Consider the following 15,826-nt stretch of genomic DNA (forward strand, 5'->3'; position numbering starts at 1 on the left):
GAGGTCACTCATGTTGTCAAAAAAAACATTGTCTCGCTTTCCCGCCCGTGCCTTGCTGCTGGGCGCTGTCGCCCTGGCCGCCCTCGCCGCTTGCGGCAAAACCCAGGCGCCGCCACCGGCGCCAGGTGTACCGGAAGTCAGCGTAGTGACGCTGCAGCAACAGAAAGTGAGCCTGACACGCGAGCTGCCGGGCCGCACCAATGCTTACCTGCTGGCCGAAGTGCGGCCGCAAGTCACCGGTATCGTCAAGCAGCGTCTGTTTACTGAAGGCGGGATGGTGAAGGCCGGACAAGCCTTGTATCAACTCGACGACGCCACCTACCAGGCCAATACTGCCAGCGCCCGCGCCAACCTGGCACGCGCCAAAGCCACCCTGAAATCGGCGGAATTGAATGCCCAGCGCTCGGCAGAACTGGCCAAGATCGACGCCGTCAGCAAGCAGGACAATGAGAATGCCGCTGCCGCCCTGGCGCAGGCCAAGGCCGACGTCGCCGCAACCGAAGCGGCACTGCAAGGCAGCAGCGTGACCCTCGCATATGCCCGCATTACCTCGCCCATCAGTGGCCGTATCGGCAAGTCCAGTGTGACCCAAGGCGCGCTGGTGACCGCCAACCAGGCGGCGCCGCTGGCCACTGTGCAGCAACTCGATCCCGTGTATGTCGACCTGACGCAATCCAGCAGCGAGCTTTTACAACTGCGCAAGGACCTGGCCGCAGGAAAATTATCGAAGTCTGGCGACGTGCCGGTGCAAATCGTGCTGGAGGATGGCAGCCGCTACTCGCACGATGGCAAGCTGGCCTTTTCTGACGTCAGCGTCGACCCTGGCACCGGCAGCTTCTCGCTGCGCGTGACCGTGCCCAATCCCGACAGCATTCTGATGCCGGGCATGTATGTGCGCGCAGTGGTCGGCAACGGCGTGCGCGACAACGCCATCCTGGTACCGCAGCAAGGCATTGCGCGCGACCCCAGGGGCAACACCACCGCAATGGTCGTGGGCAAGGATGGCAAGGCAGAAGTGCGGCCGGTCAAGGTCAGCCGCACCATCGGCGACAAATGGCTGGTCGATGACGGCCTGGCCGCAGGCGACCGCGTGATCGTCGCCGGCCTGCAGAAAATCAAGCCCGGCGTGCCGGTCAAGGCGGTCGAAGCCGGCGCGAATGCCGCCCCGGCCCAGCCGACGGCGGCCGGCGCAGCAGCAGCCAAGCCGGCTGCCGCGGCTGCGAAACAATAAGCGGAGAATTTCATGGCACGTTTCTTTATCGATCGCCCGATCTTTGCCTGGGTCCTCGCCATCATCATCATGCTGGCAGGTGGCCTCGCCATCACCAAGCTGCCGATCTCGATGTACCCGACCATTGCGCCGCCCACCGTGGCAATTTCCGCAACCTATCCCGGCGCCTCTGCCAAGGTAGTCGAGGACTCGGTGACGCAGATCATCGAGCAGAACATGAAAGGGCTTGATGGCCTGATCTACATGTCGGCCAACAGTTCGGCCACCGGCACTGCGCAGATCACCCTGACTTTCGACAACAAGATCAACCCCGACATCGCCCAGGTGCAGGTTCAAAACAAGCTGCAGCTGGCCATGCCGCTGTTGCCGCAGGAAGTGCAGCGCCAGGGCGTCAACGTCAGCAAGTCGAGGAGCGGTTTCCTGCAGGTGATCGGCTTCGTCTCGGAAGACGGCAGCATGGACAAGGATGACATCGCCGACTACGTCGTGACCAGCCTGGTCGATCCGCTCTCACGCGTGCCGGGCGTGGGCAACATCCAGGTCTTCGGTTCCAAGTACGCCCTGCGCATCTGGCTCGATCCGAACAAGCTCGACACCTACAAGCTCGCCTCCGCCGAAGTCATCGCCGCGATCAAGGCGCAAAATGCCCAGGTCGCAGTCGGCCAGTTGGGCGGCGCGCCATCGATCGCCGGCCAGCAACTGAACGCGACGATCTCGGCGCAAGACCGCCTGCAGACGCCGGAACAGTTCCGCGACGTCGTAGTGCGCAGCAACCCGGACGGCTCGGTGCTCAAGCTCGGCGACATCGCCCGCGTCGAGATCGGCGCCGAGAATTATGAATTCCTCACCCACTACAATGGCAAGCCGGCAACCGGCATCGCCATCTCGATGGCGACCGGCGCCAACGCGCTGGATACCGCCGCCGGCCTGCAGGCCAAGCTGAAGGAACTCAAGCCCTTCTTCCCTCAGGGGATGACCGCGGTCACGCCATTCGACACCACACCCTTCGTGGAAGTGTCGATCAAGGGCGTCGTCAAGACCCTGGCCGAAGCGATCCTGCTGGTGTTCCTGGTGATGTACCTGTTTTTGCAGAATTTCCGTGCCACCCTGATCCCCACCATCGCCGTGCCGGTGGTGCTGCTGGGTACCTTCGGCATACTCTCCGCGCTCGGCATGTCGATCAACATGCTGACCATGTTCGCCATGGTGCTGGCGATCGGCCTGCTGGTGGACGACGCCATCGTGGTGGTGGAAAACGTCGAGCGCATCATGAGCGAGGAAGGCCTGTCGCCACTGGAAGCCACCCGCAAATCGATGGACCAGATCACCGGTGCGCTGGTCGGCATCGCCCTGGTGCTGTCGGCGGTGTTCGTGCCGATGGCGTTCATGGGCGGCTCGACCGGCATCATCTACCGCCAGTTCACCGCCACCATTGTCTCGGCCATGGCCTTGTCGGTGCTGGTGGCAATCGTGCTCACGCCTGCCTTGTGCGCGACCATGCTCAAGCCGCTGGCCAAGGGACACCATCATGGCGAGCGCGGCTTCTTCGGCTGGTTCAATCGTAACTTCGAGCGCACCAGTGACGGCTACCAGCGCGGCGTGCGCGGCATCATCGGCCGCGGCAAGCGCTTCCTGGCGATCTTCCTCGCCCTGGTGGCGGTGATGGCCTTCCTCTTCATGCGCCTGCCCAGCTCGTTCCTGCCGCCGGAAGATCAAGGCATCCTGTTCGCCATGGTGCAGGCGCCAGTCGGCGCCACGCAGGAGCGCACCATGGAATCGATTCGTAAAGTCGAACAGCACTTCCTCGAAAATGAGAAAAGCGTAGTGGAATCGGTCTTCAGCGTACAAGGTTTCAGTTTTGCCGGCACTGGCCAGAACAACGGCATCGCCTTCATCAAGCTCAAGGACTGGAGCGAGCGCAAGTCCGCCGGGATGGGCGTCGACGCCGTCGCCGGCCGTGCCATGGGCGCCTTCAGCCAGATCAAGGATGTCATGGCTTTCGCCTTTGCACCGCCGGCCATGCCGGAACTGGGCACGGCTGCCGGCTTCGCCTTCTTCCTGAAGGATAACGCTGGCCAGGGCCACGAAGCCTTGCTGGCCGCGCGCAACCAGTTGCTCGGCGCCGCCGCGCAAAGCAAGCTACTGAGCAAGGTGCGCCCGAACGGCCAGGAAGATACGCCGCAGTTCCGCATCGAAGTCGATAATGAAAAAGCCGCCGCGCTCGGCCTCTCGCTGGCCGACATCAACAGCACGCTCAGCACTGCCTGGGGCGGCCAGTACATCGATGACTTCATCGACCGCGGTCGCGTCAAGCGCGTCTATATGCAAGCCGATGCGAAATTCCGCATGGCGCCGGAAGACTTCAAGCTGTGGTCGGTGCGCAGCAAGGACGGCAAGATGGTGCCCTTTACGGCCTTTGCCAGCTCGCGCTGGGAATACGGATCGCCGCGCCTGGAACGCTACAACGGCGTGCCGGCGATGGAAATCCAGGGCGAAGGCGCGGCGGGGGTCAGCTCCGGCGACGCCATGGCGGAAATCGAGCGGCTGGCGGCGCAACTGCCGGCGGGCTATGGCATCGAGTGGACTGCCCTGTCCTATCAGGAACGCCAGGCCGGTTCGCAAACCACCGTGCTGTACACGCTGTCGCTGCTGATTGTGTTCCTCTGCCTGGCCGCACTGTATGAAAGCTGGACCATTCCGACCGCGGTGCTGCTGGTGGCGCCGCTCGGCGTTCTCGGCGCCGTGCTGGCCAACTCGCTGGCCGGCATGCCGCGCGACGTCTACTTCCAGGTGGCGATGCTGACCACGGTGGGTCTGTCGAGCAAGAACGCGATCCTGATCGTCGAATTCGCCAAGGCCAACCTGGAGCACGGCATGGACCTGATTACCGCGACCATGAAGGCAGTACGCGACCGCCTGCGGCCGATCATCATGACCTCGCTGGCTTTCGGCCTCGGCGTGCTGCCGCTGGCACTGGCAACCGGCGCCGGCTCCGGCGCGCAACGCGCGATCGGCACCGGCGTGGTTGGCGGCATGATCGCCGGCACCGTGCTCGGCGTGTTCTTCATTCCCTTGTTCTTCGTTGTGGTCGAACGTCTGTTCGCCCGCCAAAAACCATCCGTAGCGGCTGCCGAACCTGCAGCAGGAGTACCATCTCATGACTAAACCCTTGCTCACCACCCTGGCGCTGGCGGTAGCGCTGGCCGCCAGCGGCTGCGCCATGCTGGAGCCGCAACTGCCGGCAGCCAATGCATCGATTCCGGCCGACTGGCCGCTGCCGCCGACCACTGCCGCAGCGACAAAAACGCCGGCGGCCACGTCGGCGGCAACACCGGCCGCCGAACAGGCGGTGACGGACATCGGCTGGCGCGATTTCTTTACCGATCCCAAACTGGAAGAACTGATCGCCCGCGCGCTCGACAACAACCGCGACCTGCGGGTGGCGGTGCTCAACGTCGAACGCACCCGCGCGCAATACAACATCCAGCGCGCCGACCGCTTCCCTGCGGTGGCCGCCAATGTCGGACTGAACCGCACCGGCGGCAATGTCGCCAATCCCGGCAGCGTCTACAGCGCCGCGGTCGGCGCCGCCTTCGAACTGGACCTGTTCGGTCGCGTGCACAATCTCTCCCAGAGCGCGCTGCAACGTTTCTTCGCGCAAGAAGAAGCGCGCCGCAGCGCCCAGCTTAGCCTGATCGCCGAAATCGCCAATGTCTACCTGACGCTGGCGGCCGACCTCGAATCGCAGCGGGTGGCGCAGGCCACCCTGGACAACCAGCAGTCGGCCTACGACCTGATCGTCAAGCGCCATCAGCTCGGTGCGGTGTCGGCGCTCGATCTGAACCAGGCACAAACTACGGTCGAAACCGCGCGCGCCGATATGGCGCGCTATGCCGGCCTGGTGGCAACCGATACCAACGCCTTGCGGCTGCTGGTCGGCGCCCCGGTCGAAGCGGCCCTGCTGCCGCAAGGCTTCGACCCGGCGGTCTCGGGCCTGACCGCCTTGCCGGCGCAACTGCCATCGCAAGTGCTGCTGCGCCGCCCGGACGTGCTGCAGGCCGAGCACCTGCTGCGCGCCGCCAACGCCAATATCGGCGCCGCCCGCGCCGCCTTCTTCCCGTCGATTTCGCTGACCGGCAGCATTGGTACTGCCAGCAATGAATTGTCGGGCCTGTTCGAATCCGGCACCCGCATCTGGAGCTTCATTCCGCAGATCAGCCTGCCGATCTTCCAGGGCGGCCGCTTGCGCGCCAACCTGGGCATGGCCACGGCCGACCGCGACATCGCCCTGGCGCAATACGAGAAATCGATCCAGTCGGGCTTTCGCGAAGTCGCCGATGCGCTGGCGCTGACGCGCACCCTGGCCGATCGCCGCGCCGCCCAGCAATCGCTGCTGGATGCGGCTACACGGGCACATGCGCTGTCGAAGGCGCGTTACGATCAGGGTCGCGACAGCTTCCTGAATCTGCTGGATGCCCAGCGCACCCTGTACGCCGCCCAGCAGGGACTGGTTGCAGCGCAACTCGCCGAGCAGGCCAACCGCGTCACCCTCTACAAGGTGCTGGGCGGCGGCTGGCAGGAAAGCAGCAAATGACTGCGCAGGCCCAGCCCGGCGCCAAAGTCAGCGGACGCGCGCAAGCCCAGTGCGAGCGCATCCTCTGCGCTGCGCAGAAATGCTTCATCGAGCATGGCTTCCATGCCGCCGGCATGGCCCTGATCGCCGAAACCGCCGGCATGAGCCCGGGCCTGATCTACCGCTATTTTCCCAGCAAAAGCGCGATCATCCTGGCGATCGTGGAGCGGCAACTGGAACGTTCCCGAGCCAACATCCGTTCCCTGCACGATGCACCGGACTTCAAGGAAGCGGCGTTCAACGCTTTCCTCCTCTGGCGCGATGCCGACCCGTGCCAGGTGAATGCCGCGCTGTTCCTGGAAATGAGCGCCGAGGCCAGCCGCGACCCGATGATCGCCGCCGGCCTGCGCACCTGCGATCAGGAAATCCGCCATGAGCTTGCCGCCTGGCTGTCGGCCAGCGTCGCCGCCGGCGGCAAGGGTTTGTCGGCGGAGCTTGCGCGCGTCCGTGCGATTACCTTGCAAACCTTTTTCGAAGGACTGTCGGTCCGGGCGCTGCGCGAACCAGACACGCCACTGGAGGAACTGAAAGCCGCCATCGCGGATTTCGTGGATGGACTGTTTTCCACGTAAAATCAAGCGGCAGCCGGGGATTGCGACTGCCATCCGACGATCCACTCTCAAGGAGCTTAATATGATTAAACACCCGCTTGACCGTAGCGACCTGGAATTCGCGCCGCTGGTTTTCAGCGCCAAGGTCTGAGATGAAAAACAAAATCGTCATCGTCGGCGGCGGCGCCGGCGGGCTGGAACTGGCATGCAAGCTCGGCAGAAAGCTCGGCCGCGAACAGGTGAGCCTGGTCGATTGCCGCCTGTACCACATCTGGAAGCCTTCCCTGCACGAGGTCGCCGCCGGCACCCTGGATATCCATCAGGAAGGCCTGTCCTACCAGATGCTGGCCCACGACAATGGCTTCACCTTCGTCTATGGCGCGCTGACGGCGCTGGAGTCGGCCAGCAAGCGGCTGACTGTCTCGGCGGTCCGTGGCGACAGCGGCGAAACCATCCTGCCGGAGCGCCATCTGGAATATTCGGCGCTGTGCATTGCGGTCGGCAGCATCTCGAATTATTTCGGCGTGCCCGGCGCCCGCGAACACACCATCTCGCTCAACGCCACCGATGATGCCGAACGGTTCCGGCTAAAACTGCTGGAACTGCTGGCCATGGCGGAACTGCGCAAGGATCTGCAGCCGGATGCCGGCCTGGATATCGTCATCATCGGCGGCGGCGCCACCGGCGTGGAACTGGCGGCGGAACTGCGCGAAGCCAGCGGCGTCTATGCCGACTACGGCTTTCGCCGGCTCGACCCCGCCAAAGATGTGCGCATCACCTTGCTGGAGGGGGCGCCGCGCATCCTGGCGCCGCTGCCGGAACGGGTCTCCAGCGCAGCCGCGCGGCTATTGGCGAAGCGTCACGTCACCGTGGTCACGGGATGCCGGGTGGTCGACATCCAGGCCAACAGCCTGACCGATGCCGAAGGCCTTACCCGCCCGGCCGACATCTGCGTCTGGGCCGCAGGCATCAAGGCTCCCGATTTCCTGCAAACCCTCGGCTTGCCGACCAATAAGGCGGGCCAGATCGAAGTCACCGATCGCCTCAATGTCACCGGCTTTCCCGACATCTATGCCTTGGGTGACTGTGCCGCCTGCCCGGGCGCTGAAGGCAGGCTGGTGCCGCCGCGCGCCCAGGCCGCTCACCAGCAGGCCGATTACCTTAACGACACCCTGCTGCGACAGGCAGACGGCAAGCCTGCGCCGGACAAGCCCTATGCCTACCGCGACTATGGCTCGCTGGTATCGATCGGCCAGCAAACCACCGTCGGCAGCCTGATGGGCTCGCTGAAAGGCCTGAGCTGGTTCGTGGAGGGGCTGTTTGCGCGCACCATGTATGTCAGCCTGCACCTGATGCACCATCAGGCAGTGCTGGGAACGATGCGCACCGGCGTTCTGGCGGTGGGCCGCTTCCTCGTCAAGCGCACCACCGCCCTGGTGAAACTGCACTGATACGCCGCGTTCCTGCGGCAGGCTCAGGCCGTAGCGGCGCGACGCATTTCCTTGCGGGCCTTGGCCGCGGCGAAGCGCCGCTCTTCATCGGGCGTGGATGGCGCCAGCGGCTGCAATGGCGTCGGTTTTCCCGACTGGTCCACCGCCACCATGGTAAAAAAACAGCTGTTGGCGTGGCGCACCGTGCGCGCCTGGATATTCTCGGTAATCACCTTGATGCCAATTTCCATCGAGGTATTGCCGGTATGGTTCACCGAAGCCAGGAAAGTCACCAGTTCGCCGACATAGATCGGCTGGCGGAAGGTCACCTGATCGACCGACAAGGTCACCACATAGCTGCCGGAATAGCGGCTGGCGCAGGCGTAGGCGGCCTGGTCGAGCAGCTTGAGGATGGCGCCGCCATGGACATTGCCGGAAAAATTGGCCATATCCGGCGTCATCAACACCGTCATGGTGAGCTGATGATTGGGCAAATTCAATTGGTTCAACGGATCTTCCTTTGATTTAAAATGGGGTTTTTCCGGGAGTATTATGGAAAAGCATTATCTTACTCCGCTCTTTTCACCGCGCTCAATCGTTGTGCTCACGCACACCGCGGAATTGCCTGAAACGAGCAGCGCCTGCGGCCAGCTTGCGCTGCAAAACCTCCGCGAATCCGGCTACAGCGGCCGCCTTGAATTTCTCGACATCGGCGCCGAAGGCGTCCTCGCCGGCCCGGCGCAATCCGCGCCCGACCTCGCGCTCATCGCACTGCCCGACGCCGACCTGACCACGGCGCTTGAAATGGCCGGGCGCATGCAGAGCAAGACGGCGCTGCTGCTGTCCAAAGCCATCGATGCCAGCCAGGCGCAGGAACTGCATGCCATCGCCCGGCGCCACGGCATGCACCTGCTGGGACCGAATACGATGGGGCTGCAACGTCCCAGGCTGCATCTCAATGCCAGCGTGCTCGGCACCTTCGCGCAGGAGGGATCGCTGGCGCTGGTATCGCAATCCGGCGCCCTGAGCAATTCGGTGCTCGACTGGGCCGGCCGCAACGGCGTCGGCTTTTCCACGGTGGTTTCGCTTGGCCCCAATACCGGCGTCGATGTCGCCGATGTACTCGACTTCCTCGCCGATGACCGCGCCACCCACAGTATCGTAGTGTACCTCGAAGGCATTCGCGACGCCCGCCGCTTCATGAGCGCGCTGCGCGCGGCTGCCAATGCCAAGCCGGTAATCGTGCTGAAGGCTGGCCGCCAGCCATCCGGCACAAGAGCTGCACTGACCCATTCCGGCGCCATCGTCGGCAGCGATGACGTGTTCGACGCCGCCCTGCGCCGCGCCGGCGCGGTGCGGGTGCGCTCCTTCGTGCAGCTGTTCACCATCGCCAAATGCCTGTCGGCGCGCCACCGCCCGCAAGGCAAACGCCTGGCGATCGTCACCAACGGCGGCGGCCCCGGCGTCCTGGCGGCCGACTGGGCCAATGACCTCGGTGTCACGCTGACGACGCTGGCGCCGGCCGCGCTGGCCGAACTCGCGCCGCAGTTGCCGGCGCAAGCCAGCCTCGATCCGCTGCTCGACCTCAGCGAAGACGCCAGCGCGGAGGATTACCGCGCGGCCGTCATCGCCCTGGCGGCCTGCAACGAAGTCGACGGCGTGCTGGCGATCCTGTCGCCGCGTCCGGGGCTGGACTGCGCCGCGGTGGCGCAAGCCCTGGCAGACCTGCAGCCGTCCTTCGGCAAACTGGTGATCACCTGCTGGATGGGCGACGAACAGGTGGTGGCGGCGCGCAGGATCCTCAACCAGGCCTCGATCCCGACCTTCCGCACGCCGGAAGCGGCGGTCGAGGCCTTCGACATGGCCGCGTCCTTCCACCAGAACCAGCAGTTGCTGCAGCAGACGCCTTCGCCATTGTCAAAATTCGACAAGCCAGATATCGAAGGCGCCCGCATCCTGATCGAAACCGTGCTGGCCGAACGGCGCAAGGTCCTCACCGAAATGGAATCGAAAGCCCTGCTGGCGGCATTCCGCATTCCGGTCACCCGCACCATCCTGGCGCGCTCGGCCAACGAAGCCATGCTGATCGCCAATCAGCTCGGCTATCCGGTCGCCCTGAAAATCGACTCGCCCGACATTCCGCACAAGTCCGATGTCGAAGGCGTCGCCCTCAACGTCAACAATGCCGCAGGAGTGCGCGATACCTGGCAGACCATGATGGCCAACGTCAAACGCCGGCTGCCGGACATCCGCATCAACGGCATCACCGTCCAGAACATGTCGGGCAAGCCGCACGGCCGCGAACTGTATATCGGCCTGTCCACCGAAGAACCCTTCGGCCCGGCGATTTCCTTCGGCACCGGCGGCCGCATGATCGAACTGATCGCCGACCGCGCCATCGAATTACCGCCGCTAAACCGCTTCCTGGCACAGCATCTGATCAGCCGCGTGCGTTCGGCCGAGACCCTGAACGAATGGCGCGGTGCGCCGGCGGCCGACCGCGAAGCGCTGGAGCGCATCCTGATGCGGGTCTCGGAAATGGTGTGCGAGTTGCCGCAATTGCGCGAAATGGACATCAATCCGGTGATCGTCGATGCCGCCGGCGCGCTGGTGGTCGACGCCAGGATCGTGGTCGAGCATGCGCCATCCGAGACGGTCCAGTATGCCCATCTGGCGATCCTGCCCTACCCGGCGGAACAGGAAAGGGAATGGCCGCTGCCCGGTGGCGGCTGCTACACGCTGCGCCCGCTGCACCCGTCGGATGGCGCCATGCTGCAAGCGTTCGTGCGGCAACTGTCGCATGAAAGCCGCTACTTGCGTTTCGCCACCGCCGTCTCCGAGCTGTCGGCACGCATGCTGGCGCGCTTCACCCTGATCGACTATGATCGCGAGATGGCCCTGGTGGCGATCCATCGCGACCCCGGCCCCGACGGCGCCGAACGTGTCATCGCCATTTCACGCTACATCACCAATCCGGATTCGACCAGCTGCGAATTCTCGCTGGTGGTGGCCGACGACTTCAATGGCCAAGGCTTGGGCACGCGCATGATGTTGTCGATCATGGACGTCGCGCGCAGCAAGGGATTGAAGCGCATCGCCGGCATCGTACTGAACCGCAACGCACCCATGCTCAAGCTCATGCGCAGCCTCGAGTTCAAGGTCGGCAAATATGGCGACGACCCCGATTTCCGCCTGTGCAGCCGCGAACTGTAATGTGCCGGGCCCGTCATCAGATCCCCTGGCATACCTCGTAGACCTGTTGCCGCAACCATTGATGCCCGGGGTCTTCCTGCGAACGCTCATGCCAGTATTGCCCGATCGGCGTCGTCACCAGAGGCGTCGGCAACGGCAGCACCGCCAGCGGAAAATGCCGGCTCAGCAAAGCTGCCAGGCGTTGCGGGCAGCTGGCCAGGTAATCGGTCGATTCCAGCAGATAGGGCGCGGCGAGATAGGTCTGCATGCGCACGGCGAAGCGCGGATCGATGCTGATCCCCTGGACTTGCGCCAGATTTTCCCATGGCAGCCAGTTGCCATAAGGGTTGACCAGCACATGCGGGTAGCGGTTCAGGACTTCCAGCCCCGGCTTGCCGGCTAGCGCCGGATGGCCGCGCCGCGCCAGCACCACGGTGTTTTCCTCGAACAGGCGCTGCTGCCGCATCGTCCCGACAAGAAATGGTATGCCGCCCAGCGCCAGGTCGGCCTCGCCTTGCGCCAACGCCTGGCCGAAGTCCTTGCCATCATGCTTGGACACCACCTGCAGCTCCGCCTGCGGCGCCAGCAGCTGCACCCGGGCCAGCACTGGCGGCAGGATCACCGCAATCGAATAATCGCTGCAAATCAGCGTGAAGCGCCGGTTGGACAAGCGTTGGTCGAAGCGTACCGGCCGCAGCGAAGCGCGCAAGCCTTCCAGCGCGCGTATGACATCCGCAGCAATCGCATCGGCATAGGCGGTGGGCGCGACGCCCTGCCCGGCCCGCACGAACAGCGGCTGCCCCAGCGCTTCACGCAAGCGTGCCAGCGCATTACTGACAGCAGACTGGGTCAGGCCGAGCCGCTTGGCGGCACGGGAGAGATTGCGTTCTGCATACACCACCTCGAACACCGGCAGCAGATTCAAGTCGACGTCCTGAATATTCACAATATAAATAACAATTCTAGTTAACCTTGAACATTGTAAATAATTATGCGATGTTCGAAAGAAAAATGGAGATAAAATAATGTGGCAGCAAATGGCGCACGACGAGCGCCGCAAAATGGCCATTGTACTGGGCCTGACCCTGATCTATGGCTGCGTGCTCGGCGCGCAGTTTTACGTGGCGCGACTGGTCAATGCGCTCGGCGGCAGCGCAACCGATGCCGGCTTGCTGCTGATCTTGTCGGTGCTGCCGGTGTTCGGCGTAGCCTTGCTGGGAAAACGGCTTACCCAAACCATTCCGCCGCCACAAATGCTGCGGCTCGGCCTGGCTTGCCATGCATTGCAATTGCTGCTGCTTGGCCTGGCATCGAACCTGACCCTGCTATTGCCGGCCATGCTCCTGAGCGGCTTCGGTTACGCCCTGTCCTTCGTCACGCTCCTTAACGGCGCCACCACGATCGCCCCGAGCACGCACTATGCGCAAGGCATCGCCTACATGACCCTGTGCTCGCAACTGGGCATCGGCCTGGGCAGCCTGGTATCGGCATTGACCGAGCCGGTGCTCGGCACCAATGGCGTGTTCTGGGTCCCCATGCTGCTGGCGCTGATCGGCCTGGTCCTGGCCAGCCGCCTGCCCGCTGCTGCAGCGGTGCTCAATGCGGCGCCACCGGCGCAGGCACGGACACCGCCACGAGCACGGCCGGGCGCACGCTCGTGGCGTACCGTGCTGCATGGCAGGATGGTCGAAATCTTCATTCTCATGGGGATGCTCGGACTGGCGTTCGGCGTACCACTGCAATTCGTGCCGATGTGGCTGGCGAAAACGCCGGAGATGGCGTTTTCGCCAGCTTATTTTCTGACCACCAGCTTTTTCACCATCATGCTGACCCGGCTGCTGTTCAGCCAGCACTTGAGCGGCCCGCGCGAATTGCATGTGGTGGTCGCCTGCTTTGTCGTGCTCGCGCTGGCAATTGCGGTGCTGGGCCAGGCCCGCACGCCGGCGCAGTTTGCCGCCTGCGCCATCGCCTACGGCGGCGCCTACAGCCTGCTTTATCCCAGCTGCACCGCCTACGTGCTCAGACAAGCCGAGCCGGCCGAACGCGGCGCCTGGGCAAACTGGGTATTGCTGGCGTACGAGCTTGGCACGCGCGTCCTGCCGGCCGCCTTCGGCATGGTCGCCGACCATGGCGGTTTCCCGTTGAGCTTCCTGTTGCTCGCGGGCGTGGTCGCGGCGGTCTCTGCCTGGCATGTCATGAAGCGCCGGCAAGCTGTTCTCGCGCCGGCCTGAGTCCCTGCTCCGCAGCCGCATGGCGGCCCGGCCGCCCGGCCGCGCTAGTTCAGCGCGGTGCGGACCCAATGCTGGCTGCCCTTGTTGCCACAGGCTTCCACCGTCAGCCCCGGGCCTGGTGCGCCCGGCGCCTGCAGGCACAGTCCGGCGGCCTTCTCCACCAGCCGGACCATTCCTGCGTCGACGGCGTCAAAACGCCATTTCTGCCGATCCGCGCCGCTGCAGTCGCGCGTAACCGCCTGCGCGCCGGCGCTCGTTGCCAGGGCCTGCAGGCACAAGCCATTGGCGCGCGCCACCACATGGTAGTAATCGCTGTCGCCGCTGGCCACCAGGCGCCACTGATTGATTCTCGAATGACTGGAGGCGGCGGCGTTGGCCAGCACCTGCGCTCCGCTCAGGTCGCCTGCCGGAATGCCCAGCACGAGGCCGGCCGCCGGCTGTGCAAGCGTGGCCAGGTTCTGTTCACCGATGGCGGCAAACAGGTTGGCGGTAAATGCCTGCGCCACCGGACTGGTGTAGTCAGGCCGCAGATTGCCCGGGATATAAGCGTCCAGCCCCCAAGACCATTGTATGCTGCCCGTCGAGAACACTTGCGCAGTCGATTGATCGACGTAATACGTCACGTCGCTGGTCATGTTCGCGCCATTGAAGGTGAAGGGCGAACTCGCAAGCCTTTTGGTTTGCGCCGGCGAAATGCCTTCCATGTAGGAATTGACTTCATAGCCGAGCAAGCCTTTCAACAGCGCGCCGTCGGTCGCGCCGGTTTGCGCGAACAGCCAGTGACCGGCGTTGCTGATCGTGATATCGCCGACGACCGGATCGGTGACATACTGGTTACCGACCAGGCCGGCTTCCGGACGCCCGAGGAAGCGGAACTGGTCAGTGGTCAGGTTGTTGTCGGTTACCGGGTCGCCGCCGCCGCGATAGCAGATCATGATGCGGTTCTTTTTGGTAGCGCCATACGCGCCATCGACGAATCGCACCTGCCAGTAAATCTGGTTGGCGGAAAAGAAAGCCAGGTTGATCCCGGCTGCCCGCGCCTGGACAAGGCGGTCCCACATGGCCTTGGAGTAGTATTCGTCATGCCCGGCCGACACAAAGGCCTTGGCCTGTTGCAGCACCGCGCTGTTTTCATGCAAGTCGAGGTTGCTGATGTACTTGGTGTCGTAACCCTGCTTTTCCACCCAGCGCAGCATGTTGTAATCCCATCCGGCATTGCTGATCATGTAGCCGGCGCGCGCCGGCTGCACGTTCGTCAGGAATTCGCCAGCGCCCACCCCCGGACTGGACGCCGCATTCACGCCACGGCCATATGGACGGTTGAAGGACACGGCAGTCGCCGGCAGCTGGCCGGGGCCGCAACCCCAGCCGTTCGGATGCGTCTCGCAGCCGGTGTACAGGGATTTCCCGCCCCAGAAATTGTAGGCCTGATAGGTGCTCACCGGCAGTTGCTGCACATAGCGTGCCGCCCTGGCGTCGTCGCGCACCACGAAGATGACATAACTGTCCTTCACCGGCGTGGTATTGGTGCTGAGCCTGGCAAGATAGATGCCGCTGGCCCAGTATTCGCTCGACTTCGGGTCGGTCTGGGCATCGGGGATGTGCAGGCGCAGGCTGACATTCCAGTCGCATTCGATGACATTGTCAGGATTCAGGCAAGGCAAGGGCTGGTCCTGGCGCGCGATGTTGGCAACCGATTGCAGCAGGCGCGCACCGGCGCCACCATAATAGCCCATGCGGTAGACCTCGATGTTATAGGTCGCTGCAGAAGTATTGACCAGAAAATCGATATCGCCGCCACGGTTGACGCTGGTCAGCGATGCATAGCCTTCGATTTCATGGTTCACGGCCGGATTGACTAGTTGCCATCCGCTGCTGCCCGCCTTGGCATTTTCGATTGCCGTCACCGTAAGCGCCGCTTGCGGCGTATCTGCCGGCGGCGTGCTGCCGGGCGCCGCGTCGACCGGACCGCCATCCGCGACGGCAGCTTGACCTGCGGCCGTGCCACCGGAAGAACCACCGGAACAATTAAGCAGCAAGGGCGCAACCAGGGCGATGGCCAGAAGTTTCACAAGTGGCAGGGATATTGCAAAAGTCATGGCAAGGATTGGGTCATGGATCTTCCTGCTGACGATCCGTCATGAAAAAAAACGACAGGCGCCAAGCTGCGCCATCGGTCCTGATGCATTGCTTCAAGGAGAATGTAAGCGGCTTGCCATCAGATGGATCTCGATTAAATCAAACCGGCAATTCATACGTGACTCACGCAACATAAAGCGATTGAGATCGCGCAAACGCCGAGCAAACTTCAACACATCCCAAGCCAGATGCACGTATGGCGCCAGGCAGCTTCGCCCGGAGTCATATGCTGCGCATATGCTGGTCGGACCAGCCGCTGCACGTGATTTGATCGAACTCATCAATTCTACGAATCACGACTTTTCAGATGCAGGAGCGACTATATTGAGCCCGAAAATCTACCTGTTTTCGTTGACATGACGAGCGGCAGGCGTACCGCTTTCGATTAGCGCGCCGGATCCCGCCTTCGGAAGGAATGA

General features: G+C 63.6%; 10 protein-coding genes. 7 read left to right on the forward strand and 3 right to left on the reverse strand.

Annotation, left to right across the window (positions count from 1 at the left end):
• The first annotated feature begins 10 nt into the window (after positions 1-10).
• The 5 genes from D3878_RS05235 (at position 11) to D3878_RS05255 (ending at position 7,866) form a co-directional block, all read left to right on the forward strand.
• Positions 11-1,231: an efflux RND transporter periplasmic adaptor subunit gene (locus tag D3878_RS05235; protein ID WP_119784510.1), complete on the forward strand. Its 1,221-nt coding sequence runs from the start codon at positions 11-13 to the stop codon at positions 1,229-1,231.
• Between the two features lie 12 nt (positions 1,232-1,243).
• Positions 1,244-4,396: an efflux RND transporter permease subunit gene (locus D3878_RS05240; RefSeq protein ID WP_119784511.1), complete on the forward strand. Its 3,153-nt coding sequence runs from the start codon at positions 1,244-1,246 to the stop codon at positions 4,394-4,396.
• Positions 4,389-5,825: an efflux transporter outer membrane subunit gene (locus D3878_RS05245; protein ID WP_119784512.1), complete on the forward strand. Its 1,437-nt coding sequence runs from the start codon at positions 4,389-4,391 to the stop codon at positions 5,823-5,825. Before D3878_RS05240 ends, D3878_RS05245 begins: the two co-directional genes overlap by 8 nt.
• Positions 5,822-6,436, forward strand: coding sequence for a TetR/AcrR family transcriptional regulator (locus tag D3878_RS05250; protein WP_119784513.1), 615 nt, complete (start codon positions 5,822-5,824; stop codon positions 6,434-6,436). The genes D3878_RS05245 and D3878_RS05250 overlap by 4 nt, the downstream gene beginning before the upstream one ends.
• A 131-nt stretch (positions 6,437-6,567) precedes the next feature.
• Entirely contained in the window at positions 6,568-7,866 is a 1,299-nt protein-coding gene (locus D3878_RS05255) for an NAD(P)/FAD-dependent oxidoreductase (RefSeq protein ID WP_119784514.1), read from the forward strand.
• Between the two features lie 23 nt (positions 7,867-7,889).
• Here D3878_RS05255 and D3878_RS05260 read toward each other — a convergent pair whose 3' ends face one another.
• Positions 7,890-8,345 carry an acyl-CoA thioesterase gene (locus tag D3878_RS05260; protein ID WP_119787716.1) on the reverse strand — a complete coding sequence of 152 codons (456 nt, stop codon included), beginning with the start codon at positions 8,343-8,345 and terminating at the stop codon, positions 7,890-7,892.
• Positions 8,346-8,397: 52 nt separating this feature from the next.
• On the opposite strand from D3878_RS05260, the gene D3878_RS05265 reads away from it, so the two are divergent.
• The gene (locus D3878_RS05265) at positions 8,398-11,058 is read left to right on the forward strand and encodes a bifunctional acetate--CoA ligase family protein/GNAT family N-acetyltransferase (protein ID WP_119784515.1); all 2,661 of its coding nucleotides are present in this window, start codon (positions 8,398-8,400) and stop codon (positions 11,056-11,058) included.
• Positions 11,059-11,074: 16 nt separating this feature from the next.
• Here the strand turns inward: D3878_RS05265 and D3878_RS05270 are convergent, their stop codons facing one another.
• A complete protein-coding gene (locus D3878_RS05270) occupies positions 11,075-11,962 on the reverse strand; it encodes a LysR family transcriptional regulator (RefSeq protein ID WP_158592186.1) in 888 nt (295 codons plus the stop codon).
• 100 nt (positions 11,963-12,062) lie between these two features.
• On the opposite strand from D3878_RS05270, the gene D3878_RS05275 reads away from it, so the two are divergent.
• Positions 12,063-13,268, forward strand: coding sequence for an MFS transporter (locus D3878_RS05275; protein WP_119784517.1), 1,206 nt, complete (start codon positions 12,063-12,065; stop codon positions 13,266-13,268).
• Positions 13,269-13,312: 44 nt separating this feature from the next.
• Here the strand turns inward: D3878_RS05275 and D3878_RS05280 are convergent, their stop codons facing one another.
• Positions 13,313-15,340 carry an RICIN domain-containing protein gene (locus D3878_RS05280; protein WP_158592187.1) on the reverse strand — a complete coding sequence of 676 codons (2,028 nt, stop codon included), beginning with the start codon at positions 15,338-15,340 and terminating at the stop codon, positions 13,313-13,315.
• Positions 15,341-15,826 lie beyond the last annotated feature (486 nt).

The organism is Noviherbaspirillum sedimenti (genome assembly GCF_003590835.1).
GTDB classification, from domain to species: Bacteria; Pseudomonadota; Gammaproteobacteria; order Burkholderiales; family Burkholderiaceae_D; genus Paucimonas; species Paucimonas sedimenti.

Coding starts and splice junctions, on each gene's coding strand:
- D3878_RS05235 (WP_119784510.1), top strand. CDS start 11: ATGTTGTCAAAAAAAACATTGTCTCGCTTTCCCGCCCGTGCCTTGCTG.
- D3878_RS05240 (WP_119784511.1), top strand. CDS start 1,244: ATGGCACGTTTCTTTATCGATCGCCCGATCTTTGCCTGGGTCCTCGCC.
- D3878_RS05245 (WP_119784512.1), top strand. CDS start 4,389: ATGACTAAACCCTTGCTCACCACCCTGGCGCTGGCGGTAGCGCTGGCC.
- D3878_RS05250 (WP_119784513.1), top strand. CDS start 5,822: ATGACTGCGCAGGCCCAGCCCGGCGCCAAAGTCAGCGGACGCGCGCAA.
- D3878_RS05255 (WP_119784514.1), top strand. CDS start 6,568: ATGAAAAACAAAATCGTCATCGTCGGCGGCGGCGCCGGCGGGCTGGAA.
- D3878_RS05265 (WP_119784515.1), top strand. CDS start 8,398: ATGGAAAAGCATTATCTTACTCCGCTCTTTTCACCGCGCTCAATCGTT.
- D3878_RS05275 (WP_119784517.1), top strand. CDS start 12,063: ATGTGGCAGCAAATGGCGCACGACGAGCGCCGCAAAATGGCCATTGTA.